General features: G+C 66.0%; 20 protein-coding genes and 1 pseudogene. 11 read left to right on the forward strand and 10 right to left on the reverse strand.

From position 1 onward, the window contains the following. Positions 1-44: 44 nt before the first annotated feature. From EJK91_RS14200 to EJK91_RS14210, 3 genes are read left to right on the forward strand one after another with little or no spacing between them, the layout of a single operon-like run. Positions 45-1,565, forward strand: a complete 1,521-nt coding sequence (locus tag EJK91_RS14200) for an aldehyde dehydrogenase family protein (RefSeq protein ID WP_125079251.1) — start codon at positions 45-47, stop codon at positions 1,563-1,565. After that, complete coding sequence (locus tag EJK91_RS14205; RefSeq protein ID WP_024440085.1) at positions 1,565-2,395, forward strand: hypothetical protein; 831 nt, start codon at positions 1,565-1,567, stop codon at positions 2,393-2,395. Before EJK91_RS14200 ends, EJK91_RS14205 begins: the two co-directional genes overlap by 1 nt. Before the next feature lie 51 nt (positions 2,396-2,446). Next, complete coding sequence (locus tag EJK91_RS14210) at positions 2,447-3,583, forward strand: hypothetical protein (RefSeq protein ID WP_125079252.1); 1,137 nt, start codon at positions 2,447-2,449, stop codon at positions 3,581-3,583. A 1-nt stretch (position 3,584) separates the two neighbouring features. On the opposite strand, the gene EJK91_RS14215 is transcribed toward EJK91_RS14210, so the two are convergent. Next, complete coding sequence (locus EJK91_RS14215) at positions 3,585-5,669, reverse strand: prolyl oligopeptidase family serine peptidase (protein WP_164517968.1); 2,085 nt, start codon at positions 5,667-5,669, stop codon at positions 3,585-3,587. Between the two features lie 65 nt (positions 5,670-5,734). Between EJK91_RS14215 and exaC the strand changes: the two genes are divergently transcribed. The 4 genes from exaC to EJK91_RS14235 are packed head-to-tail and all read left to right on the forward strand — an operon-like array spanning position 5,735 to position 8,537. Continuing rightward, positions 5,735-7,258 carry an acetaldehyde dehydrogenase ExaC gene (gene exaC, locus EJK91_RS14220; RefSeq protein ID WP_046300662.1) on the forward strand — a complete coding sequence of 508 codons (1,524 nt, stop codon included), beginning with the start codon at positions 5,735-5,737 and terminating at the stop codon, positions 7,256-7,258. Positions 7,259-7,271: 13 nt separating this feature from the next. Beyond that, positions 7,272-7,688: a DUF779 domain-containing protein gene (locus EJK91_RS14225; RefSeq protein WP_046300663.1), complete on the forward strand. Its 417-nt coding sequence runs from the start codon at positions 7,272-7,274 to the stop codon at positions 7,686-7,688. A 29-nt stretch (positions 7,689-7,717) separates the two neighbouring features. Beyond that, positions 7,718-7,996, forward strand: a complete 279-nt coding sequence (locus EJK91_RS14230) for a putative holin (protein WP_081654652.1) — start codon at positions 7,718-7,720, stop codon at positions 7,994-7,996. Further along, positions 7,989-8,537 (forward strand): hypothetical protein, encoded by a 549-nt coding sequence (locus EJK91_RS14235; RefSeq protein ID WP_024444022.1) that lies wholly within the window; start codon positions 7,989-7,991, stop codon positions 8,535-8,537. Before EJK91_RS14230 ends, EJK91_RS14235 begins: the two co-directional genes overlap by 8 nt. A 26-nt stretch (positions 8,538-8,563) precedes the next feature. Here the strand turns inward: EJK91_RS14235 and EJK91_RS14240 are convergent, their stop codons facing one another. The 3 genes and pseudogenes from EJK91_RS14240 to EJK91_RS14250 all read right to left on the reverse strand — a co-directional run bounded on the left by EJK91_RS14240 (position 8,564) and on the right by EJK91_RS14250 (position 11,324). Further along, positions 8,564-9,427, reverse strand: a complete 864-nt coding sequence (locus EJK91_RS14240; protein WP_125079262.1) for a cyclopropane mycolic acid synthase family methyltransferase — start codon at positions 9,425-9,427, stop codon at positions 8,564-8,566. Between the two features lie 105 nt (positions 9,428-9,532). Next, positions 9,533-10,420: pseudogene (locus EJK91_RS14245) on the reverse strand (cyclopropane mycolic acid synthase family methyltransferase); the annotation flags it as partial. A 40-nt stretch (positions 10,421-10,460) separates the two neighbouring features. Continuing rightward, the gene (locus EJK91_RS14250; RefSeq protein ID WP_046300664.1) at positions 10,461-11,324 is read right to left on the reverse strand and encodes a cyclopropane mycolic acid synthase family methyltransferase; all 864 of its coding nucleotides are present in this window, start codon (positions 11,322-11,324) and stop codon (positions 10,461-10,463) included. Between the two features lie 253 nt (positions 11,325-11,577). On the opposite strand from EJK91_RS14250, the gene lpdA reads away from it, so the two are divergent. After that, positions 11,578-12,978: a dihydrolipoyl dehydrogenase gene (gene lpdA / locus EJK91_RS14255; protein WP_024444020.1), complete on the forward strand. Its 1,401-nt coding sequence runs from the start codon at positions 11,578-11,580 to the stop codon at positions 12,976-12,978. A 30-nt stretch (positions 12,979-13,008) separates the two neighbouring features. Here lpdA and EJK91_RS14260 read toward each other — a convergent pair whose 3' ends face one another. The 5 genes from EJK91_RS14260 to ramB all read right to left on the reverse strand — a co-directional run bounded on the left by EJK91_RS14260 (position 13,009) and on the right by ramB (position 18,527). Further along, positions 13,009-13,893 (reverse strand): cyclopropane mycolic acid synthase family methyltransferase, encoded by an 885-nt coding sequence (locus tag EJK91_RS14260; protein WP_024444019.1) that lies wholly within the window; start codon positions 13,891-13,893, stop codon positions 13,009-13,011. A 56-nt stretch (positions 13,894-13,949) separates the two neighbouring features. Continuing rightward, on the reverse strand, positions 13,950-14,879 hold the full coding sequence (locus EJK91_RS14265) for a cyclopropane mycolic acid synthase family methyltransferase (protein ID WP_125079253.1): 930 nt from the start codon (positions 14,877-14,879) through the stop codon (positions 13,950-13,952). Positions 14,880-15,099: 220 nt separating this feature from the next. After that, complete coding sequence (locus EJK91_RS14270; protein ID WP_239651162.1) at positions 15,100-16,557, reverse strand: DUF92 domain-containing protein; 1,458 nt, start codon at positions 16,555-16,557, stop codon at positions 15,100-15,102. A gap of 6 nt (positions 16,558-16,563) precedes the next feature. Then, positions 16,564-17,103, reverse strand: a complete 540-nt coding sequence (locus tag EJK91_RS14275; RefSeq protein WP_024444016.1) for a carboxymuconolactone decarboxylase family protein — start codon at positions 17,101-17,103, stop codon at positions 16,564-16,566. Next, on the reverse strand, positions 17,100-18,527 hold the full coding sequence (gene ramB / locus EJK91_RS14280; protein ID WP_024444015.1) for an acetate metabolism transcriptional regulator RamB: 1,428 nt from the start codon (positions 18,525-18,527) through the stop codon (positions 17,100-17,102). The genes EJK91_RS14275 and ramB overlap by 4 nt, the downstream gene beginning before the upstream one ends. A gap of 83 nt (positions 18,528-18,610) precedes the next feature. On the opposite strand from ramB, the gene EJK91_RS14285 reads away from it, so the two are divergent. The 3 genes from EJK91_RS14285 to EJK91_RS14300 all read left to right on the forward strand — a co-directional run bounded on the left by EJK91_RS14285 (position 18,611) and on the right by EJK91_RS14300 (position 22,062). Next, positions 18,611-19,426, forward strand: a complete 816-nt coding sequence (locus EJK91_RS14285) for an acyl-[acyl-carrier-protein] thioesterase (protein WP_125079254.1) — start codon at positions 18,611-18,613, stop codon at positions 19,424-19,426. Positions 19,427-19,726: 300 nt separating this feature from the next. Beyond that, the gene (aceA, locus tag EJK91_RS14295) at positions 19,727-21,013 is read left to right on the forward strand and encodes an isocitrate lyase (protein WP_024443424.1); all 1,287 of its coding nucleotides are present in this window, start codon (positions 19,727-19,729) and stop codon (positions 21,011-21,013) included. A 194-nt stretch (positions 21,014-21,207) separates the two neighbouring features. Next, positions 21,208-22,062, forward strand: a complete 855-nt coding sequence (locus EJK91_RS14300; protein ID WP_125079256.1) for a 3-hydroxybutyryl-CoA dehydrogenase — start codon at positions 21,208-21,210, stop codon at positions 22,060-22,062. A 4-nt stretch (positions 22,063-22,066) separates the two neighbouring features. Here the strand turns inward: EJK91_RS14300 and EJK91_RS14305 are convergent, their stop codons facing one another. Next, positions 22,067-22,513 carry a hypothetical protein gene (locus tag EJK91_RS14305; protein ID WP_125079257.1) on the reverse strand — a complete coding sequence of 149 codons (447 nt, stop codon included), beginning with the start codon at positions 22,511-22,513 and terminating at the stop codon, positions 22,067-22,069. Positions 22,514-22,557 lie beyond the last annotated feature (44 nt).

Below are 22,557 nucleotides of genomic sequence, written 5' to 3' on the forward strand. Positions count from 1 at the left end.
AGGCCCGGTGCGATCCGGGTCACAACTCGGACTAGCATGGCGCCATGACCGCCACCAACTCAGTCGCCGCCTTCACCGGCACCGGAACCGTGTCCAACCCCGCTACCGGGCAGGCTGCCGGCGAGGTGCAGTGGACCAACCCTGCTGACGTCGAAGCGATCGCCGCCGGGCTGCGCACCGCACAGCGCGAGTGGGAGCACCGCGGCGCCAAGGGCCGGGCCAAGGCGCTGGCCCGCTTCGCGTTGTGGCTCGGCGACAACCGGGACGAGATCGAGAAGCTGCTGATCGCCGAGACCGGCAAGTCTGGCACCGACGCCGCCCAGGAAGTCCCCCTGCTGATCATGATCCTGTCCTACGTGATCATGGTGATGGAGAAGGCGGTGGCCCCCGAGACCCGGCCGGCGTCGACCCCGGTGCTCAAGGTCAAAAAGATCACCATCCACTACCGGCCCCGGCCCGTAGTCGGCGTCATCGCGCCGTGGAACTACCCGGTGGCCAACGCCTTGATGGACGCGATCGGCGCGCTGGCGGCCGGGTGCGCGGTGCTGCTCAAGCCGTCCGAGCAGACCCCGCTGACCGCCGAACTGCTTCGCAAAGGCTGGCTGGCCTCCGGGGCGCCGGATGTGTTCGCGGTGGTGCAGGGTGCGCGCGAGGTCGCCGAAGCGGTGATCGACAACTCCGACTACGTGCAGTTCACCGGCTCCACCGCCACCGGGCGCAAGGTCGCCGAGCGGGCCGGCGGCCGGCTGGTGCCGGTCAGCCTCGAGCTGGGCGGAAAAGACCCGATGATCGTTTGCGAGGACGCCGACATCGACCTGGCTGCGCACGCCGCGGTCTGGGGCGCGATGTTCAACGCCGGCCAGACCTGCGTATCGGTCGAGCGGGTGTACGTGCTCGAACCCGTCTACGACAAGTTCGTCGCCGCGGTGGTCCGCGACGTCGAGGCGCTGCAGGTGGGCACCGGCGAGGGCAAGCACTTCGGGGCGCTGATCAGCGACCAGCAACTGTCCGTCACCGAGCGGCACGTCAAGGAAGCCGTGGCCGCCGGGGCGCGCGCGCTGACCGGCGGGGAACGCGCTACCGGACCCGGCAGCTTCTACCCGCCCACCGTGCTGGTCGACGTCGACCACTCGATGGCCTGCATGACCGAAGAGACCTTCGGACCGACCCTGCCGATCATGAAGGTCAAAAGCGTGCAGGAGGCGATCCGGCTCGCCAACGACAGCCCGTACGGGCTGAGCGCGTCGGTGTTCTCCAAAGACGTCGCACGGGCGAAGGACATTGCGCTGCAGCTGGACTGCGGCGCGGTCAACGTCAACGACGTGATCTCCAACCTGATGTGCACAACGGCACCGATGGGCGGGTGGAAGACCTCGGGTATCGGGGCGCGCTTCGGCGGCGAAGACGGCATCCGCAAGTTCTGCCGGCAGGAGACCGTCGTTGTGCCGCGCACCAACGTCGGCGCGGGTGGTAACTACTACCACAACTCGCTGGCCACGCTGGCTCGTACCAACCGGTTGCTCACCCGGATCGTGTTGGCCCGTCCGCGCCGTACCGCGAAATAGTGCGGCTCTTCTCGGCGGCGCTGTTCTGGTTGCTGGCCACCGCAACCCTTGCGGTGGCGCTACCGACCGCGTGGGCGCAGTACAACCTCATCGATGCCGACGGTTACGCTCGACTGGCGGCCCGGGCCGCGGCCGTACCCGCCCTCCAAGATGCGGTTGCGGCTGAACTCAGCGCCCAGACAGTGCAGCTGATCCGGGGGAGCGGCTTGCCCATCGATCCCGCAGAGGCCCGCGCGGCGGCTCGCGAATACACTGCGGGGCCGGCGTTTCCGGCTCAGTTCGTTCAGGTCAACCGGGACGGGCATGCCTGGTTGCTCAACGTCGGCGACCCCGGCCCGTGGGAGATCGACGTGATGCCGATGCTGCGCAGCGACGCGTTCGCCCAACTGCTGGCCGACTACCCCGTCACGCTGCCGGCCTCGTTGACGGTGCCGTTGACATCGACCTCTACCGAGGTGATGCGCCCGGCCGGGCTGCACCGGCTCGCGGTGTGGGGCCCGTTGCTCACCGTTGTACTGGGTGCCATGGCCGGGTTGTGTGCGGTTCTGACGGTGGTCGCGGCACGCCACCGCGGTCGGGCCTTGGCGAGCCTGGGTGTTTCGGCGCTGCTGGTGGGCGCAGTCGGCTGGTCGGGTGTCGAAGTGGCGCGACGCCTCCTCAACCAGGTGCTCAGCCAGGCGACCGGCGACATTCGCCGGATCACCGATGCCCTTGCCGATGTGGCCGAAGGGAGCCTGCACCTCTGGCTCAACCTGACCCTGGCCACTGGTGCGGTATTGGTGCTGGTGGGGGTGGGTATCGCGTTGGCCGGCGGGCTGCGCAAGGCCTGAATGTCGCGCGAGCGGTCGGTCGACTTGAGTCTGGCCGGTTGCCATGCTTTGGTGAACAACGTGCGAACGACGGGTGGCGGTTCGGCGAACGAACCTGGGTGGGTTCGATTCGACCTGCGGCCCCACCACGCGATGCATGCGCTGGCCGGGCTGTGGATCGTGCTGGCGATCTTGACCTGGCCGGGGGTCCCCTGCTGGGGTGTGGCTGCCTGCTACGGGTGGGCGGGTTGGTACACCCGGACGCGCCGGGCCTGCTGGCCCGCCGACGTCGAGGAATTCCTGGCGAGGCGAGGGTGGGCGCTACCGCGCAACCGGCCCGGTGTCATCGACCGCCACCCGCCGATCCCGTTTCGTCCCATGACCATTGCCGAGCTGTACCGCGGGGCGGTCAAGATCGTGCTGCGGAACTGGCCGACCCTGGTCGGAGTCCCGGCAGTCATACACACCGGGTTCGTGGTGGCGCTCGCCGTAATCCTGTATGCCGCCGGAAAGGTCATGGGGTCGCCGCAGATCGTGGACCTGCTGCTGGCCGGTGACGGTTATCTTCGGCCCGGCGCGATCGCGCTGATCCTGGTGGCGCTCACGGCGTTTGGAGCGGTGCTCTTTCCCGGCGATGGGCTGCTGATCAGCGTGGGTGCACAGGCCGCCGACAAAGCAGTGCGCGGCGAGAGGATCCGATTCGATGAAGTGTTCTGGGGGGCGACGGAACGCAAGTATGCGGTAGGCCGGCTGATCATCGCCTACTGCCTGATCGGGGCGGCGGGGCTGCTGGTTCAGGTCAGCGCGTTTTTCACGGGTTTTTACGCCGCATTGCTACCCATCGTGGTGGTGTGCGCCATCGCATGGGCGATCATCTCGATCCTGTTGAGTTTGGCGCCGGTCATCCTGGTTCTCGAACAGCGAGCGGTGATCGACTCGTTCCGGCGTTCGATCGAGCTGGGCAAACACGCCGTCGGCAGGATTCTCGCCATCAATCTGGTGTGGATCACCGGACTGATACCGGTGGTGATGCTATGCAAGGTCAGCTGGGCGGTGGCCGTCATCGCCTCCCCGGTCGTGTGCGGAGTGGTCCGTTGTGCGCAGATGTTGGCCTACGCCGACCTGCGCATGCGCCAGGACGGCTACGCGCAGGAGTTGCGCACTGACTGGGTCCGCAACATGGGCCGGGAAGGGCTGGCCAACGGGTAGGTCAGCTCTGCTCGCCCAGCATCCGCCACAGGAACGAAAAGCTCAGCGCCGACTTGAACGCCGCCTGGGCGTTGTCGGCCGCACCGCCGTGCCCGCCCTCGATGTTCTCGTAATACCAGACCCGATGCCCGGCGTCCCGCAATGCCGCTGTCATCTTGCGGGCATGCCCGGGATGCACCCGGTCGTCGCGGGTGGAGGTGGTGATCAACACCGGCGGGTAGTCGGCATCGGCTGAAATGTTCTGGTAGGGCGAGTATTCACCGATGAACTCCCACTCGGCGGGGTCGTCAGGGTCGCCGTACTCGGCAACCCAGGACGCACCGGCGAGCAGCAGGTGGTAGCGGCGCATGTCCAGCAGCGGGACCTGACATACCAGCGCGCCGAACAGGTGCGGGTAGGCGGTGAGCATGATGCCCATCAGCAGCCCACCATTGCTGCCGCCCACGGCGCCGAGCTGCTCGACACGGGTGATACCGCGGTCCACCAGATCCGTTGCCACCGCGGCGAAATCCTCGGCCACCAGGTGCCGTCCGGCACGCATCGCCTGGGTGTGCCAGCCCGGCCCGTACTCACCGCCGCCCCGGATGTTGGCCAGCACGTAGGTACCGCCGCGCTCCAGCCACAGCCGGCCCAGCACGCCGTCATAACCCGGAGTGCGTGCCACCTCGAAACCGCCATAGCCGCCCAGCAGCGTCGCGCCGGTCGCATTCGCCGGGCGCACCACGAAGTACGGAATCGCGGTGCCGTCTTTCGAGGTGGCGAAGTACTGGCTGACGTCGAGCCCGTCGGCATCGAAAAACGCCGGAGCAGACTTGATCTCGGTCAGCGTTCCGTCCACGGGGCCGTGCAACAGTCGCGACGGGCGGTCGAACCCGCTTGAGTCCAAGAAGATCTCGTCGCCGGTATCGTCGGCGGCCGCGATCACGGTGTTGGTGTTGGCCGGGACCTCGGCAACCGGTCGCCGCTGCCAGTCTCCGCGTGACGATCGCAAGCGCGGCGAAGCCGGGCGCAGCGGGTCGTCACAGTTGGGAGGCGTGACCACTTCCACTCGGCTGGCCACGTCGTGCAAGGTGACCAGGATCAGGCGATCGCGGGTCCACGCGTAGTGATGCAGCGCGGTGTGGGCGTCGGGTTCGAAGACGACGCTGCACTGCGCTGTGCCGGCGAGGAATTCGTCGTAGTCCGCGGCCAGCAACGAACCGGCCCGATACGACGCCGTGCCGGTATCCCAGTCGGTGCGCAGATCGATCAGCAGCCACTGCCGATGTACCGACACCGAGGCGTCGGTAGGCGCGTCGATGCGGATCAGCTCGCCCTCGCGCAGTTCATAGACCTCGTCGTTGAAGAAGTCGATCGCCCGCGACACCAGGGTTCGTTCGAATCCCGGTGTGCGGTCGCGGCCCGCGGCGACCACCACATCGGTGGCCGACCCGGTGAACACCGTCTCGGCCTGCGCCAGCTCCTGGCCACGGCGCCATCGCTTCACCATCCGCGGGTAGCCGGAGTCGGTCAGCGAGTCGGCGCCGAAATCGGTGCCCACCAGGACGGTGTCGTCGTCCTCCCATCCGATTCGCGTCTTAGCCTCGGGAAGCTCGAAGCCCTGGCCGTCCGTTCCTACGAATTCCCTTGTCGCCATGTCGAATTCACGCACCACCACGGCGTCCGATCCGCCCCGGGACAGCGATATCAGGGCCCGGGTGTGGTGGGGTTCGATCACGTTCGCGCCGCCCCAAACCCAGTTCTCGTCGTCGGCGCGGGCCAGCTCGTCGAGATCGATGACCACATCCCATTCCGGGCTGTCGGTGCGGTAGCTGTCCAAGGTGGTGCGTCGCCACAACCCGCGCGGGTTGGCGGCATCGCGCCAGAAGTTGTAGAGGTACTCGCCACGACGTCGCACGTAGGGGATACGCGCGTCGGTGTCGAGCACCTCGCGCGCGGCGGCGCGCATCGCTTCGAAGGCGTCGCCGGCGAACTCCTCGACGGTCGGATCACTGTGGGCGCGCACCCAGTCCAGTGACTGCTCGCCGGTGACGTCCTCCAGCCACAGGTACGGGTCGTCAAAGTCCTCAGCAGGCCGGGTAGACATAGCAGCCATTGTGACCACGACGGTAATGTGAGGTGAGCAACACCCACGGCTAAGGAGCAGCATCGATGACCGTTTTCGCACGTCCGGGTTCTGCAGGCGCGCTGATGAACTACGAATCCCGCTACGGGAACTTCATCGGGGGGCAGTGGGTGGCGCCGGTCGGCGGTGGCTACTTCGAGAACACCACACCGGTCACCGGTCAGCCGTTCTGCGAGATCCCCCGCTCCACGGCGGCCGACATCGACCTGGCGCTCGACGCCGCGCACGCCGCCGCGCCGGCGTGGGGCAAGGCGTCCCCGGCCGAACGGGCGGACGTTCTGACCAAGATCGCCGACCGGATCGACCAACACCGCGAGGAGCTGGCGGTCGCCGAGGTGTGGGACAACGGCAAGCCGGTGCGGGAGACCCTGGCCGCCGACATCCCGCTGGCCGCCGATCACTTCCGCTACTTCGCCGCGGCGATCCGCACCCAGGAGGGTGCGCTGAGCCAGCTCGACAACGACACCGTCGCCTACCACTTCCACGAGCCGCTGGGCGTCGTCGGCCAGATCATCCCGTGGAACTTCCCGCTGTTGATGGCCGCCTGGAAGCTGGCGCCGGCCCTGGCCGCCGGCAACGCGGTGGTGCTCAAGCCGGCCGAGCAGACCCCCGCCTCGATTTTGTTCCTGATGAGCCTGATCGGCGACCTGCTGCCGCCGGGAGTCGTCAACGTGGTCAACGGCTTCGGTGTCGAGGCGGGCAAGCCGCTGGCGACCAGCAACCGGATCGCCAAGATCGGCTTCACCGGCGAGACCACCACCGGCCGGCTGATCATGCAGTACGCCAGCCAGAACATCATTCCGGTGACCCTGGAACTGGGCGGCAAGAGTCCCAACATCTTCTTCTCCGATGTGCTCGCCGCCAACGACGACTTCCAGGACAAGGCGCTGGAAGGCTTCGCCGGGTTCGCCCTCAACCAGGGCGAGGTGTGCACCTGCCCGTCGCGGTCTTTGGTCCAGGCCCCCATCTACGACGAGTTCCTGGAACTGGCCGCGATCCGCACCAAGGCGATCCGCCAGGGCGATCCGCTCGACATCTCCACGATGATCGGGGCGCAGGCCTCCAACGATCAGCTGGAGAAGATCCTGTCCTACATCGCCATCGGCAAGGATGAGGGCGCCACCACCGTCACCGGCGGCGAACGCGCCGAGCTGGGCGGTGACCTGTCCGGCGGCTATTACGTGCAGCCGACGATCTTCGCCGGGCACAACAAGATGCGCATCTTCCAGGAGGAGATCTTCGGCCCGGTGGTCTCGGTGACGTCTTTCACCGACTACGACGACGCGATCGCGATCGCCAACGACACCATCTACGGGCTGGCCGCCGGGGTATGGAGCCGCGATGGCAACACCGCCTACCGGGCCGGCCGCGACATCCAGGCCGGACGGGTGTGGGTCAACTGCTACCACGCCTATCCCGCGCACGCGGCGTTCGGCGGCTACAAGCAGTCCGGCATCGGCCGGGAGAACCACAAGATGGTCCTCGACCACTACCAGCAGACCAAGAACCTGCTGGTGTCCTACTCGCAGACGGCACAGGGTCTTTTTTGATGGGCATGCTCTGATGGACGCACCGGACCGGGTGCTGGTCACCGATGCCGCCGCCGAACTGCTGGCGCGGCTGGTGGCACGCCACGGTCCGGTGATGTTTCACCAGTCCGGTGGCTGTTGCGACGGGTCGGCGCCGATGTGCTACCCCGACGGCGACTTCATCGTCGGTGACCACGATGTGCTGCTCGGTGTACTTGACCTGGAAAACGGGGGAGCCGGCATCGAAGTGCCGGTCTGGATCTCCGGCCCGCAGTTCGCCGCGTGGAAGCACACTCAGCTGATCATCGACGTGGTCCCGGGCCGCGGGGCCGGGTTCAGCCTGGAGGCGCCGGAGGGCATGCGGTTTCTGACGCGCAGCCGGGCCTTTACCGGCGACGAGAACACGCTGCTGGAAACAGTCCCGGTGATCACCGGGTCGCTACCACGCTGACCGGCGCGAACGCCGTAAAATCTGTCGGTGTGATTCCGCTGCCACGGCCTTGGTTGTTGAGCAGCGCCATGCTGGTCGGCGTAGCGGTCGGCATCTTGGCCGGGATCGGCTTGAGCCTGGTCATCACCACGCCGCTGCGTCCGGACGTCGCGATCACGCTGGTGCTCGGCGCCCCCAGCATCGCGGGCCTGGTGCTGGTGTTCGTCTCCTCGCGCCGGTGGGTAGTCGCCCTGGGTGCGTTTCTGCTCGCGATGGCGGTCGGGTGGTTCGGCGCGCTGGCTGCGATTCAGGTGGTGTCGGGTGTCTGAGACCACCGACACGGGCTCGCTGCCGATGACCGAGCCGCATATGGCGCCGATCTTCGACACCGGGCCGCACCCGGTACCGCTGCCCGGGCCGGCTGAGGCGCCGGACGAACCGCACACCGGTGCCGAGCCGATTCCGTGGGCCGACCCGGAAAGCGCTACGCCGCCGTCCGCGCTGCCGGCGGCCAAACCACCCAAACCGGTGGTCCTCACCGGTCAGTATCAATACCTGAAGTGGTGGCAGCTGGCCCTGGTGCTGTTGGCGGTGTGGATTCCGGCAGCCGGGATCGGCCTGGGCCTTTTCGCCTGGTGGTACAGCCTGGCCGACAAGACGCCGGCCGTCTTTGTTGTGCTGATCTATGTCGCGGTGTGCGTGGTCGCCGGGGTGATCGCGGCGATGGTGGGGGAGAAACCGCTGATGTCGGCGGTGGCAATCGCGTTGATGTCGGCGGTGTTCGCCGCCGCGCTCGCCGCTGCGCCGCTCTACGGGCACTACTACTGCCAGCATGTGAGTCGCTGCGTCGCCGGGGTTCTGCCGTACTGAGCTGACGGGCAGCTCATCCCGAATGCCTACTTCGCCAAGGTGAATTGGTTGACATCGACCTGGCGTTGCCGGAACATCTTCGCGCAGCCCGTCAGGTACTTCATGTAGCGGTCGTAGACCTCTTGCGACTGGATCGCAATGGCCTGCTCGCGATGCGATTCCAGCGCTTCCGACCAGCAGTCCAAGGTCCTGGCGTAGTGCGGTTGCAAGGACTGCACCCGGGTGACGGTGAAGGCGGCCTCGGCGGCGCGCTCCTCGACCATCGAGACCGACGGCAGCCTGCCGCCCGGGAAGATCTCGGTCATGATGAATTTGATGAAGCGAGCCAACTCGAACGTCAACGGAATGCCTAGTTCCTTGGCGTACTTGGGGTTCATGCCACAGATGGTGTGCAGCAGCATCACGCCGTCGGAGGGAAGTGCGTCGTAGGCCATCGAGAAGAACGCGGGATAGCGGTCGTGGCCGAAGTGCTCGAAGGCCCCGATCGAGACGATCCGGTCTACGGACTCGTCGAACTGTTCCCACCCCTGCAGCAACACCCTTCGGTCACGGGGACTGTTCATCGCGTCGAAAGTCCGCTGCACATAGGCGGCTTGGTTCTTTGACAGGGTCAGGCCGATGACGTTGACGTCGTAGCGTTCGATCGCCCGAGACATGGTGGCGCCCCAGCCGCAGCCGACATCGAGCAGCGTCATTCCCGGTTGCAGGTCGAGCTTGCCCAACGCCAGGTCGATCTTGGCCAGCTGGGCCTCTTCGAGCGTCATGTCATTGCGTTCGAAGTAGGCGCAACTGTAGGTCTGCGACGGGTCCAGAAACAAACGGAAGAAGTCGTCGGACAGGTCGTAATGTGCCTGGACGTCCTCAAAATGTGGTGTCAGTTCTTTGGCCATGGCGGCCTCGCCTTTCGGTGGATCAGGCGCTCGCCCCGGCGGTACCGACCGATCCGCAGGCTGCGGCGAAACGGGTCGTGCGGCGTTTGCCGAAACGTCGCTAGGCGCCTTCGGCTTGAGGTACGTCACAAGGCTGACGTCGAGCATCTCGTCGGCGAAGTAGTGTTCGCACCCGCGCAGGTATTTCATATAGCGCTGGTAGACCTCTTCGGAAGTGAGCTGCACGGCGATGTCCTTGTTGGCTTCCAGTGCGTCGCCCCAGATCTTCAGTGTCTTGATGTAGTGCGGACGTAGCGAGAGCGGTTCGGGCACAACGAAATGCGCTTTCTCGCCGCGCTGCACCATCATGTCGGTGGACGGCAGCCGGCCACCCGGGAAGATCTCGGTGACCATGAACTTGATGAACCGCGCCGTCTCGAAACTGAGCTTCTTGCCGCGGGCATTGAGGTCGTAAGGGTGGTAGCTGACGCTGCTCTGGATCGTCATCCGCCCGTCATCGGGCAGGATCTTGAAGCAGTTGCCGAAGAAGTCGTCGTATCGCTCAAAGCCGAAGTGCTCGAACGCCTCGATCGACACGATCCGGTCCACCGGCTCGTGGAATTCCTCCCAGCCGTGCAACAGCACCCGTCGTGAGCGCTCGCTGTCCAGCTGGTCGAGGAGCTGGCGGGTATAGGCGAGTTGGTTCTTCGACAGCGTCAACCCGATGACGTTGACGTCATACTTCTCGACCGCACGTCGCATGGTGGCGCCCCAGCCGCAGCCGATGTCGAGCACCGTCATGCCCGGCCGCAGTTCCAGCTTGTTCAGGTTCAGATCGATCTTGGCGATCTGGGCCTCGCCGAGCGTGAGCTCCGGAGGTTCGAAATAGGCGCAGCTGTAGGTGCGGCTGGCGTCCTGGAACAGACCGAAGAAGTCGTCGGAGAGATCGTAATGCGCCTGGATGTCCTCGAAATGGGGGCGCATGGGTCTATTGCGAATCGATTCCTCAACCATGGTCCGGTTTCCTTTCGAAATGCCGCGAACGCGCCGTGGGCTATTTCTGGCAGGTGAACTGGCAGACATCGGTGTTGCCGTTTCGAAACAGTTCGGCGCAGCCGGTGAGGTATTTCATGTAGCGCTCGTAGACCTCGGCGGACTGGATCGCGATCGCCTCGTCCCGGTGGGCTGCCAACGCCGCCGCCCAGTGGTCCAGCGTGCGCGCGTAGTGCAGTCGCAGCGGCTGAACCCGGGTGACGTGGAAGCCGGCTGCGGTCGCGTGCCGGTCCACCTGGGACACCTGTGGCAGCCGACCCCCCGGGAAGATCTCTTCCATGATGAACTTCACGAATCGCAGCAACTCCATCGTGATCTTCAGCCCGCGTTCTTGGAACTCTGCGCTTCCGGCCGCCACGATCGTGTGCAGCAGCATCACCCCGTCGGCCGGCAGCGCGCGGTAGGCGAATTCGAAGAAGTCGTCGTAGCGGTCATAACCGAAGTGCTCGAAAGCTCCGATCGACACGATCCTGTCGACCGGCTCGTCGAACTCTTCCCAGCCCTGCAGGAGCACGCGGCTGCTGCGCGGGCTGTCCATCGCGTCGAAGGCCGCCGCGACGTGAACGGCCTGGTTCTTGCTCAAGGTCAGCCCGATCACGTTGACGTCGTAACGCTGCACGGCCCGGCGCATGGTGGCCCCCCAGCCACAGCCGACGTCAAGCAGTGTCATCCCGGGCTGCAGCCCCAGCTTGCCCAGCGCCAGGTCGATTTTCGCGAGCTGAGCTTCCTCCAGGCTCATATCTTCGCGTTCGAAATACGCGCAGCTATAGGTCTGCGTCGGATCCAGAAACAGTTGATAAAACTCGTCGGACAGGTCGTAATGCGACTGCACATCCTCGAAATGCGGCCGCAGTGAGCTCATCATGAAATTTTTCCCCCTCAAATTGTTTACGCGGTCCGTCAGATGACCGGCCGCGCCTTCCCCCTGGCTCGGCGGCGCCGAGCTATCTGTTCTGCATGTCAACCCCACAGCAGGTGTTCGGAGCTGCTATCGGGTTACACGAACGCGGCTGCGGCAAAGTTCGGCGGCGGGATACCCGTAGACCGCGGCCGGGAAACAGCGGGCCGGTGTGCGCGAGCCCGGGCGGCGCGCAGCCCCTTCCCGCTAGGGTGGGTCCGTGACCCACTATGACGTCGTCGTTCTTGGAGCAGGTCCCGGCGGATATGTCGCGGCCATTCGTGCCGCCCAGCTGGGCTTGAACACCGCCATCATCGAGCCGAAGTACTGGGGCGGGGTCTGCCTCAATGTCGGCTGCATTCCGTCCAAAGCGCTGCTGCGCAACGCGGAGCTGGCGCACATCGTCACCAAGGAGGCCCAGACCTTCGGGATCAGCGGCACGGCCACCTTCGACTACGGCGCCGCGTTCGACCGCAGCCGCAAGGTCGCCGAGGGCCGGGTGGCCGGCGTGCACTTCTTGATGAAGAAGAACAAGATCACCGAGATCCACGGCTACGGCACTTTCACCGACCCGAACACACTGTCGGTGGCGCTCAACGACGGTGGTAGCGAGACGGTTACGTTCACCAACGCGATCATTGCCACCGGGTCGAGCACCCGGCTGGTGCCGGGCACCTCGCTGTCGGACAACGTCGTCACCTACGAGCAACTGATCCTGAGCCGGGAGCTGCCGAGCTCGATCATCATCGCCGGCGCCGGAGCGATCGGTATGGAGTTCTCCTACGTGCTGGCCAACTACGGCGTGGACGTCACCGTGGTGGAGTTCTTGCCCCGGGCGCTGCCGAACGAGGACGCCGATGTGTCCAAAGAGATCGAGAAGCAGTTCAAGAAACTGGGCGTCAAGATCCGGACCGGAACCAAGGTCGAGTCCATTGTGGACAGCGGCGCCGGTGGCCAGGTTACGGTCACGGTCAGCAAGGACGGTCAGACCGAGGAACTCAAGGCCGACAAGGTGTTGCAGGCCATCGGTTTTGCCCCCAACGTCGACGGCTACGGGCTGGAGGCGGCGGGCGTCGCGCTGACCGAGCGTCGCGCCATCGGTGTCGGCGAATACCTGCAGACCTCGGTGCCGCATATCTATGCCATCGGTGACGTCACCGGGCTGCTGCAGCTGGCGCACGTCGCCGAGGCGCAGGGCGTGGTGGCCGCCGAGACCATCGGCGGGGCTGAAACCATGTCGCTGGGCGATTACCGGATGATGCCGCGGGCCACCTTCTGTCAGCCGCAGGTAGCCAGCTTCGGGCTCACCGAGGAGCAGGCCAAGGCCGAGGGCTACGACGTCAAAGTGGTCAAGTTCCCGTTCACCGCCAACGGCAAAGCGCACGGCGTAGGCGACCCCAGCGGGTTCGTGAAGTTGATCGCCGATGCCCGCTACGGTGAGCTGATCGGCGGTCATCTGGTCGGCCACGACGTGTCGGAGCTGCTGCCCGAACTGACCCTGGCACAGAAGTGGGATCTGACGGCAAACGAATTGGCCCGCAACGTGCACACCCACCCGACCATGTCGGAGGCGCTGCAGGAATGCTTCCACGGGCTGACGGGACACATGATCAACTTCTGATTCCTCGAGTCGGTGCGCTCGGCGCGGCTGTCAGCCTTTGGCCAGCGTGAACTGGGCGACATAGCTGACATTTCGTTGAAAGAAGTCTGCGCAGCCCAGCAGGTACTTCAGGTACCGCTCGTAGACCTCTGGCGAGGTCACTGCGATCGCTTGCTCGCGGGCCGCTTGCAGTCGCGTCGCCCAGGTGTCCAGCGTGCGCACGTAGTGCGGCGTCAGATCCTGGCGGTCGGCGATGGAGAGCCCTGCAGCGCAAGCGAATTCGACGACGTCCTCGTCGCACGGTACCGAGCCGCCGGGGAAGATCTCCTTCGCGATGAAGCGCATGAACCGCAGGTCCGTCATCGTGATCGGGATGCCCATTTCCGGCCAGCGCTTGAGGGGGTGGCCCATGATGGTCTGCAGGACCATCCGGCCCTCGTCAGGCATCAGCCGGTGGCACAACCCGAAGAACGCGGCGTAGCGCTCCTTGGGGAAGGCTTCGAAGGCTTCGATGCTGACGATTCGGTCGACCGGTTGGTCGAATTCCTCCCACCCGCGCAGCAGGATCTGGCGTGAGCGTTCGCTGTCGACGTCGTCGAGCAGTCGCTGGCCGAGGCTGCACTGGTTTCTGCTCAACGTCAACCCCACCGCGTTGACGTCATAGGTTTCGATTGCCCGCTGCATCGCCGACCCCCACCCGCACCCGACATCGAGCAGCGTCATCCCCGGGGCGAGATCCAACTTGGACAGGGCGAGATCGATTTTGGCGAGTTGCGCCTCTTGTAGCGACATGTCCTCGCGCTCGAAGTAGGCGCAGCTATAGGTCCGGGTGGGGTCCTGGAACAAGCCGAAGAAGTCGTTCGAGATGTCGTAGTGGGCCTGCACATCGGCGTAGGCCACCGCCATCGTCGGTGCACCGCGCGTGCTGTCGCCCATCTGCCCCGCCACTTACCCGCCGCCCCGATCCGGCCGGCGGATTCGGGCAAACCCGGTCATGCGGGCGCCTTCTCGCAGGTGAACTGGACGACGTCGGTATAGCCCGTCTCGAACAGTTCGGCGCAGCCGGTGAGGTACTTGTGGAACCGCTCGTAGACGACTTCCGACGTGATGGCGACGGCCTCGTCCTTGTTGGCCTCGAGGTTGGCCGCCCATGTGCTCAAGGTGCGAACGTAGTGCGGCTGCAGGTGCTGCTCGCGAGTCACGGTGTAGCCGGCGTTGGCCGCATGGTCGGTTACCTGCGCGGCCAAGGGAAGGCGTCCGCCAGGGTAGATCTCGTCCATGATGAACTTGATGAACCGCAGCCGCGACATCGTCAGCGGCAGCTTCTTGGCCTTGATCTCCTCGTCGCTGGGGATGACGATGCTGTGCAGCAGCATCACCCCATCGTCGGGCATCCAACTGAACGTCTTCTTGAAGTAGTCGTCGTACTTGCTGAAGCCGAAATGCTCGAACGCGCCGATGGACACGATTCTGTCGACCTGCCCGTCGAACTCCTCCCAGGGCTGCAGCCGCACTTCCATGTGGCGCGTGCTGGTGGAGTTCGCGAGCACGTTGTCCTCGATGTGCTGCTTCTGGTTCTCCGAGAGGGTCAGGCCGATGACATTGACGTCGTAGCGCTCGGCGGCCCGCCGAATCGTCGAACCCCAGCCGCAGCCGATGTCGAGCAACGTCATCCCGGGTTCTAGGCCCAGCTTTCCCAGCGACAGGTCGACCTTGGCCAGCTGCGCTTCTTGCAGCGTCATGTCGTCGCGCTCGAAATATGCGCAGCTGTAGGTCTGCGACGGGTCCTGCCACAGCTTGAAGAAGTCGTTGGAGATGTCGTAGTGGAACTGCACCTCGCCTTTGTCTGATCCGCGAGTCTGTGCTGCGGACTGCGACAGCCATTGGGACTTGGCTTGGGGTGCGCGTGTGGGAGGAGCCACCGTTGGTCCTCTCGGGAGAGACCTATGTCAGGGAAATGACGTGCTGGTGGCTCAACACTGGGGCCGACACTACGCCCCCCAAGATAGGAGCGCGCTGTGAGTTTTTGGCACTTAACGGGTGCCACGTTCAGGTAGCCGGTGCCGAGTGCCCGAGCGTGCAGATATACCGCAGATGCTGCGCGGGAGCGGCACACCCGGCCAAGCTCGAAGATTCGCCGGGTCAGCCCCCGAAAACCGCGAAAACCCCGAACCCCACGACCATGCCGGCCACGTTCGCGCAGGCGTTGACCGCGTCGTTGCCCATCCAACGCCAGCCGGTCGACGCCGTTGTCGGCGCGCCGCAGTGCAGGCCGTCTTCCACGGTCGCACCGCACGACGCGCAGACGAAGCGGGCCTGCACGGTAGCGCCGATCAGGGTGTCGACCAGGGAGCCAGCGACGCCGGCCGCCAGGCCCACCGGCACCATCGCGAGCCCGCCGAACAGGGCGCCGAAGGCGCCGACGGCCAGTGCGCCCAGCACCGTCGCAGCCGAACCCAACGGGGATACCGCTCCCGAGGTGCCCTTGGGCACCCGCGTCCGGGTGCGCAGCGACAGCGGCTCTCGGGACGAGAAGCGGCCGATCTCCGAAGCCCAGGAGTCGGCGATACCGGCCGCGATGCCGCCGATCGACACGGCGTACCAGAGCGGGTCCCCGGTGAACGCATAGCCGATCACCGGAATCAGCACCGGCAGGCCGGCGTTCACCGCGACCTGGCTCATGGTGCGCATGCCCCCGGACCGGACGGGGCGGCGATACGCGGTCAGCAGGCTGGTCAGCGAGAAGAACAGTGCGGCCGGGATGATCCAGCCCCACCCGCCGAGGCCGACGGCGACCCCGGCGATCAGGCCGCCGCTGAGCGCGCCCGGCATATCCAGCCACCGCATCCGCAGCATGAACGGCACGATGGCGCAACCGAATACCACCGCGGCCAGCCATCGCAGCGCGTCGTCGGTCGAGAGCTCCCGCGCCAGGTGCAGCAGCAGGGCAACCCACGGCGTGATCAGCAGGTTGTCCGCCGCGGGCAGCACCAAAAGTTCCACCGCGGCGGTGGTCATCGCGACGAACAGCGAAACCGACACCGCCATAAACGTATTCAGTTCAAGACCGACCCGGCAGAACACCCAGGACACGGCGAACGCGATGGCCACGAAGGCCACCGACCCCTCCAGCGAGCGCACCCCGCCACCGGCTTCGACCCGGTGTCTGCCGTAGCGGTCCCCGATCAGCGCCGCACCGGCGTCGGCCAGCCCGAGCACCACCACACCCGCGGCGATGGCGACCCGGTCCGGCCAGAACGCCAGCACCGCGACCAACGCCCCGGCGGCGAAGCCCACCAGTCCATAGTCGCGCGACCGGGTGCCGTCGAACACGCCGGGAACCGGGATCAGACCGCGCTCCACGATGACCGTCAAGGCCACCGTCGCCGTCGCCAGCACCCCGGCAACCACCACCCCATGCGAGAGCTGGAAGGCCGCCAGGGCGGCGAACAACCCGCACAGCGCGTGCGGGATCTTGCGGGTGACCAAAGGGCTGGCCCCGCGTCGTGCCAGTGCGCGTCCCACCACGATCAGGACCGCAGCGATCAGCAGCACCCCGCCCCCGGCGACGGCCAGGTCGTGGCTCACGGTAGCCGTCACGCAGGACTACTCATCGAAGTCCAGCGGCACCCGCAGTGCGCTCAAGGTGGCGGCCAGTGCGTCGTATTGGCTGGTCAGCATGACGAATTCGATCAGCCGGGGGCGGTCCAGGTGTTCGGCCAGCTGTGCCCAGGTGGCATCGGAGAGGGTGCGGGTCTGAACCAGTTCATCGACCCCGGTCAGCAATGCCCGCTGCCGGTCGGTGAGCCCGTCGGCGCTGGGGCCTTCGAAGATCCGCGTCTGGGTGGCGTCGTCGATACCGACCGCGCGGGCCATCCGGCGATGGTGTTGCAGTTCGTACTGGCTGTCGCGCAGGTGCCCGACCCGCAGGATCACCAACTCGGTGTCGCGGGCCGAGAACTTGCCGCCCCGCATGAGCACGCCGCCGAACGGCAGCCAGGCCCACATCAGCCGCTTGTGCTGGCCGAGGGTGGTGAACAGGTGCGCCCGGGGGACGTGCTGGCGTAGGGCGATGACCTTGCAGACCAGCCAGTTGGCGAGACCGAGGTCGCGCAGGCCGGGAGATTCGGGGATACGAGAAGTCACCGCTGTTGCTTTACCAGATACGGCGAGACACTGCTGCGATGTTCGTTGAGATCCAGGTCACGGCCCAGCGCGGGGAAGGCCCGCTGCGGGCAGTTGTCGTGATCGCAGACCCGGCAACCCACTCCGATCGGTGTGGCCGGCACATCATGGCCGGCCGCCAGGTCCAGGCCTTCGGAGTAGACCAGTCGGTGGGCGTGGCGCAGTTCGCAACCGAGCCCGATCGCGAACGTCTTGTCCGGCTGGCCCCAGCGGGAGGCACGGCGTTCGACGGTGCGCGCCACCCACATGTACTTGCGGCCGTCGGGCATCTCGGCGATCTGCACCAGGATCTTTCCCGGGTTGCCGAATGTCTCGTAGACGTTCCACAGCGGGCAGGTGCCGCCACTGGAGGAGAAGTGAAAACCGGTGGCTGACTGCCGTTTTGACATGTTGCCGGCCCGATCGACCCGGACGAAGGAGAACGGCACGCCCCGCATCGACGGCCGCTGCAGGGTGGACAGCCGGTGGGCGATGGTCTCGTAGCTGACTCGGTAGAAGGCCGACAGCCGTTCGATGTCGTAGCGGAACGTCTCGGCGCTGTCGTGGAACTGCCCGTAGGGCAACACGATCGCCGCCGCGAAATAGTTGGCCAACCCGAGCCGGGCCAGAGTGCGGGAATCCTTTGAGGTGAACTTTCCCTCTTCGACCATGGCCGAGATCTGGTCGTCGAATTCCAGGTAGGCCAGCTCGGCGGCCATCTTGAAGACGCGCTGTCCCCAGGACAGATGGTTGGAGATGTCCAGAGTGCGGGTTTCGGCGTCGTAGCGGTGCAGCACCGTCTCGCCCAGATCAATGCGGCGGTTGATGTGCACTCCGTGCACCTCGGTGAGTCGATTGGCCAGCTCGACGGCCAATTCGCCCTGGTGCCTGCGCATCCGGGTGGCCAGATCTTCGGCGGCGGTGTCGAGTTCGTGCAGGTAGTTCTGGCGTTGGTAGAAGTAGTCGCGGACCTCCTCGTGCGGCATGGTGATCGCGCCGGTGCCGCTGCCGTCGGAGAAGCGCTCCTCGGTGGCCGCGGCGAGTTGGGCCGTCGTGATGCGGTAGCGGCGGTGCAGGTTGACCATCGCATGGGCCAATTTGGGGTGGGCGCTGACCAATTCGGCCACCTCGGCCAGGTCCACGTCGATGTCGAGATCGCGGTCCATGGCGACCTCGCGCAACTCGGCGACCAGCCGGGTGTCGTCCTGGGAGGCGAAGAAGCTGGCGTCCACCCCGAAGACCTCGGCGATCCGCAGCAGCACCGCGACGGTCAGCGGACGAACGTCATGTTCGATCTGGTTGAGGTAGCTCGGGGAGATCTCCAGCATCTGGGCCAATGCAGCCTGACTGAACCCGCGTTCGCTGCGCAGCTGGCGCACCCGGGCGCCGACATACGTCTTGGCCACCTGATCGACCCTACCTGCTGTGAAGGCCGCATTCGCATTGTTGGCATGGCATGATCCGCTCAGGGAAGACCACGGGAGCACCGATGCAGCAGACGCAGGAGCCGACCGGCCTGGCCAAGGTTTTGATGCCGGTGCCGGACCCACATCCCGACGTGTTCGACCGGCAGTGGCCGCTGCGGGTCGCCGACATCGACCGGCTGGGCCGCCTGCGGATGGACGCGGCTGCCCGCCACATCCAGGACATCGGCCAGGATCAGCTGCGCGAGGGCGGATATCAGGAGACGCACCCGCTGTGGATCGTTCGGCGCACCATGATGGACCTGATTCGTCCGATCGAGTTCCAGGACATGCTGCGGATGCGCCGGTGGTGTTCGGGCACCTCCAACCGCTGGTGTGAGATGCGGGTCCGCATCGATGGCCGCAAGGGCGGGCTGATCGAATCCGAGGCGTTCTGGATCAACATCAACCGTGAGACGCAGGGGCCGGCGCGGATCTCCGAGGACTTCCTGGCTGGGCTCAAGCGCACCACCACCGTCGATCGGTTGCGCTGGAAGGCCTACTTGAAGGCCGGGGGTCGGGAGGACGCGGACGAGATCCACGAGTACCCGATCCGGTTCACCGACATCGACCTGTTCGACCACATGAACAACTCGGTGTACTGGAGCGTGGTCGAGGACTACCTGTCGAGCTATCCCGAACTGCTCGCGGCGCCGCTGCGGGTCAACCTGGAACACGAGGCGCCGGTCGCCCTGGGGGACAAACTAGAGATCGTCTCCCATGTCCACCCGGCCGGATCGACCGATCAGTTCGGCCCCGGACTGGCCGATCGCACTGTTAGAACGCTCACATACCTGGTGGGCGAAGAGGTCAAGGCCCTCGCCGCGATCTTCCCGCTGTAACACGTTCTAGTCAGTACGGGCGTACTGCTAAAACGGGCGTTGACCTGTGCGGATATGTTACCGGCCGGTAGCTTTCCGGCGGATTTCGTGACGGGCTTTCCCGATGGTTCTTCGCAAACTTTGCAATTTGGCCGTGATGCATGGCGGAAATTGGCAAGGGAAACGGCTGGACCAGGGCAGATGTCCTGTGCCAAGGTCGCGTTAACACACCAGTGAATTGATCGGGGTGTTAGCAAAGCCGAGAAGCAATTCTCGGCTCCGGCGACCCCGACCGATCGAGAACGCAAAGGAGCACATCCTATGTCGACCGTTGGCACGCCGAAGAGCCCCGAGCAGATCCAGCACGACTGGGACCACAACCCGCGGTGGAAGGGTGTCACCCGCACCTACTCCGCGGAGGATGTCGTCGCGCTCCAGGGCCATGTCGTCGAGGAGCACACCCTGGCCCGTCGTGGCGCCGAGGTGCTGTGGGAGCAGCTGCACGACCTGGACTACATCAACGCCCTGGGCGCGCTGACCGGCAACATGGCCGTCCAGCAGGTTCGGGCCGGCCTGAAGGCCATCTACCTGTCCGGGTGGCAGGTCGCCGGGGACGCCAACCTGTCCGGCCACACCTACCCCGACCAGAGCCTCTACCCCGCCAACTCGGTGCCGCAGGTGGTGCGCCGGATCAACAACGCGCTGCTGCGTGCCGACGAGATCGCCAAGGTCGAGGGCGACACCTCGGTGGACAACTGGCTGGCCCCGATCGTGGCCGACGGCGAGGCCGGCTTCGGTGGCGCGCTCAATGTCTACGAGCTGCAGAAGGCGATGATCGCCGCCGGTGTCGCGGGTTCGCACTGGGAGGACCAGCTGGCCTCGGAGAAGAAGTGTGGCCACCTCGGCGGCAAGGTGCTGATCCCCACCCAGCAGCACATCCGCACCCTGACCTCGGCTCGTCTGGCCGCTGACGTCGCCGACGTGCCGACCGTGGTGATCGCCCGGACCGACGCCGAGGCCGCCACGCTGATCACCTCCGACGTCGACGAGCGCGACCGGCCGTTCATCACCGGTGAGCGGACCGCGGAGGGCTTCTACTACACCAAGAACGGTCTGGAGCCGTGCATCGCGCGTGCCAAGGCCTACGCGCCCTACGCCGACCTGATCTGGATGGAGACCGGTACCCCGGACCTGGAGCTGGCCCGCAAGTTCGCTGAGGGCGTCAAGTCGGAGTTCCCGGACCAGATGCTGGCCTACAACTGCTCGCCGTCGTTCAACTGGAAGCAGCACCTGGACGACGCGACCATCGCGAAGTTCCAGAACGAGCTGGGCGCCATGGGCTTCAAGTTCCAGTTCATCACGCTGGCCGGCTTCCACGCCCTGAACTACTCGATGTTCGATCTGGCCCACGGCTACGCCCGCAAGCAGATGAGCGCCTATGTCGAGTTGCAGGAGCGCGAGTTCGCCGCCGAGGAGCGCGGCTACACCGCGACCAAGCACCAGCGCGAGGTCGGTGCCGGCTACTTCGACCGGATCGCCACCACCGTGGACCCGACCTCGTCGACCACGGCGCTGGCCGGTTCCACTGAAGAGGGCCAGTTCCACTAGGCCACTTACTTGCCGCGAGCGTGCGCAGCTGTACGCCCTGACACGGCGTGTCGACGTACAGACACGCACGCTCGCGCCGGGGAAGAGATTTCCCGCGGTGGAAGTCGGATTGCACCGCGGGGGAGTTGACAGCGCAGGCCCCGTCCAGCCAGCCTGGGCGGGGCCTGTTGCTGCTGTTGACTGAAAGGGAGATCGTGTCGATCCAACGTGTAGGTGTTATCGGAGCCGGGCAGATGGGCGCCGGAATCGCCGAGGTGTCGGCGCGTGCCGGCGTCGAGGTGAAGATCTTCGAGACCACCGACGCACTGGTCACCGCGGGCCGCAACCGAATCGTCAAGTCGCTGGAGCGCGGCGTGAGCGCCGGCAAGATCACCGAGCGTGAGCGCGATGACGCCGTCGGCAACCTGACCTTCACCACCGACCTCGGTGACTTGGCGGACCGTCAGCTGGTCATCGAGGCCGTCATCGAAGACGACACGGTCAAGTCGAAGATCTTCGCCGAGCTGGACCGGGTGATCACCGACCCCGACGCCGTGCTCGCGTCGAACACCTCGTCCATCCCGATCATGAAGATCGCCGCTGCCACGCAGAACCCGCAGCGGGTGTTGGGCCTGCACTTCTTCAACCCGGTTCCGGTGCTGCCGCTGGTCGAGCTGGTCAGCACGCTGGTCACCGACCCCGCCGCCGCGGACCGCACCGAGGACTTCGCCAGTGCGGTTCTGGGCAAACAGGTGGTGCGCTGCTCGGACCGCTCCGGCTTCGTGGTGAACGCCCTGCTGGTGCCCTACCTGCTGTCGGCGGTGCGCATGCTCGAGTCGGGTTTTGCCACCGTCGAGGACATCGACAAGGCGATCGTCGCCGGCCTGTCGCACCCGATGGGCCCGCTGCGGCTGTCCGACCTGGTCGGCCTGGACACGCTGAAGCTGATCGCGGACAAGATGTACGAGGAGTTCAAGGAGCCGCTCTACGCCGCGCCGCCGCTGCTGCTGCGCATGGTCGAGGCCGGCCAGCTGGGCAAGAAGTCCGGCCGGGGCTTCTACACCTACTGATCCGCTAGTGCGTGGGGGTCACGCCGAAGACGAACCAGCACGGCTTGCCCTCCATGGGAGAGTCGAACGGCGTTGCGGTGCGGGACAAGCCCTCCGGCGGTATCAGGGTTGGGGCCCCGTTGAAGACGACGCACTTCGTGCTGGTGATCAGGTCCTGCGGCGGACGGTCCCCGGGCGGGGTGTTCTGACCGTTCTGGCCGGCGGCGCGCGCTGCCTGGTCGGCGGCTTTCTGCGCCTCGCCAATGGCGCGATTGGCGATACCGGCACCGCATGCCTGCGGATCCTGCGGTTGCTGGCTTTGGTCGCCGCTTGCGCAGGCGTCCTGCCCTTGCCCGCCMGGCTGATCCGGGTCGTCCGCGCCGGCCAGTGACGCACCGCTGAGGAATGCTCCGGCAGCGATCAGCGCCGACACGAACGTCTTGGCGGCCTGCCGGTAGCCCGTTGTGGCCATGGTGAGGCACCTGCCTTCCGTCGATGGGACTGCGCGTCACAACA

It is taken from the genome of Mycobacterium sp. P7213 (genome assembly GCF_900604305.1).
Classification (GTDB): domain Bacteria; phylum Actinomycetota; class Actinomycetes; order Mycobacteriales; family Mycobacteriaceae; genus Mycobacterium.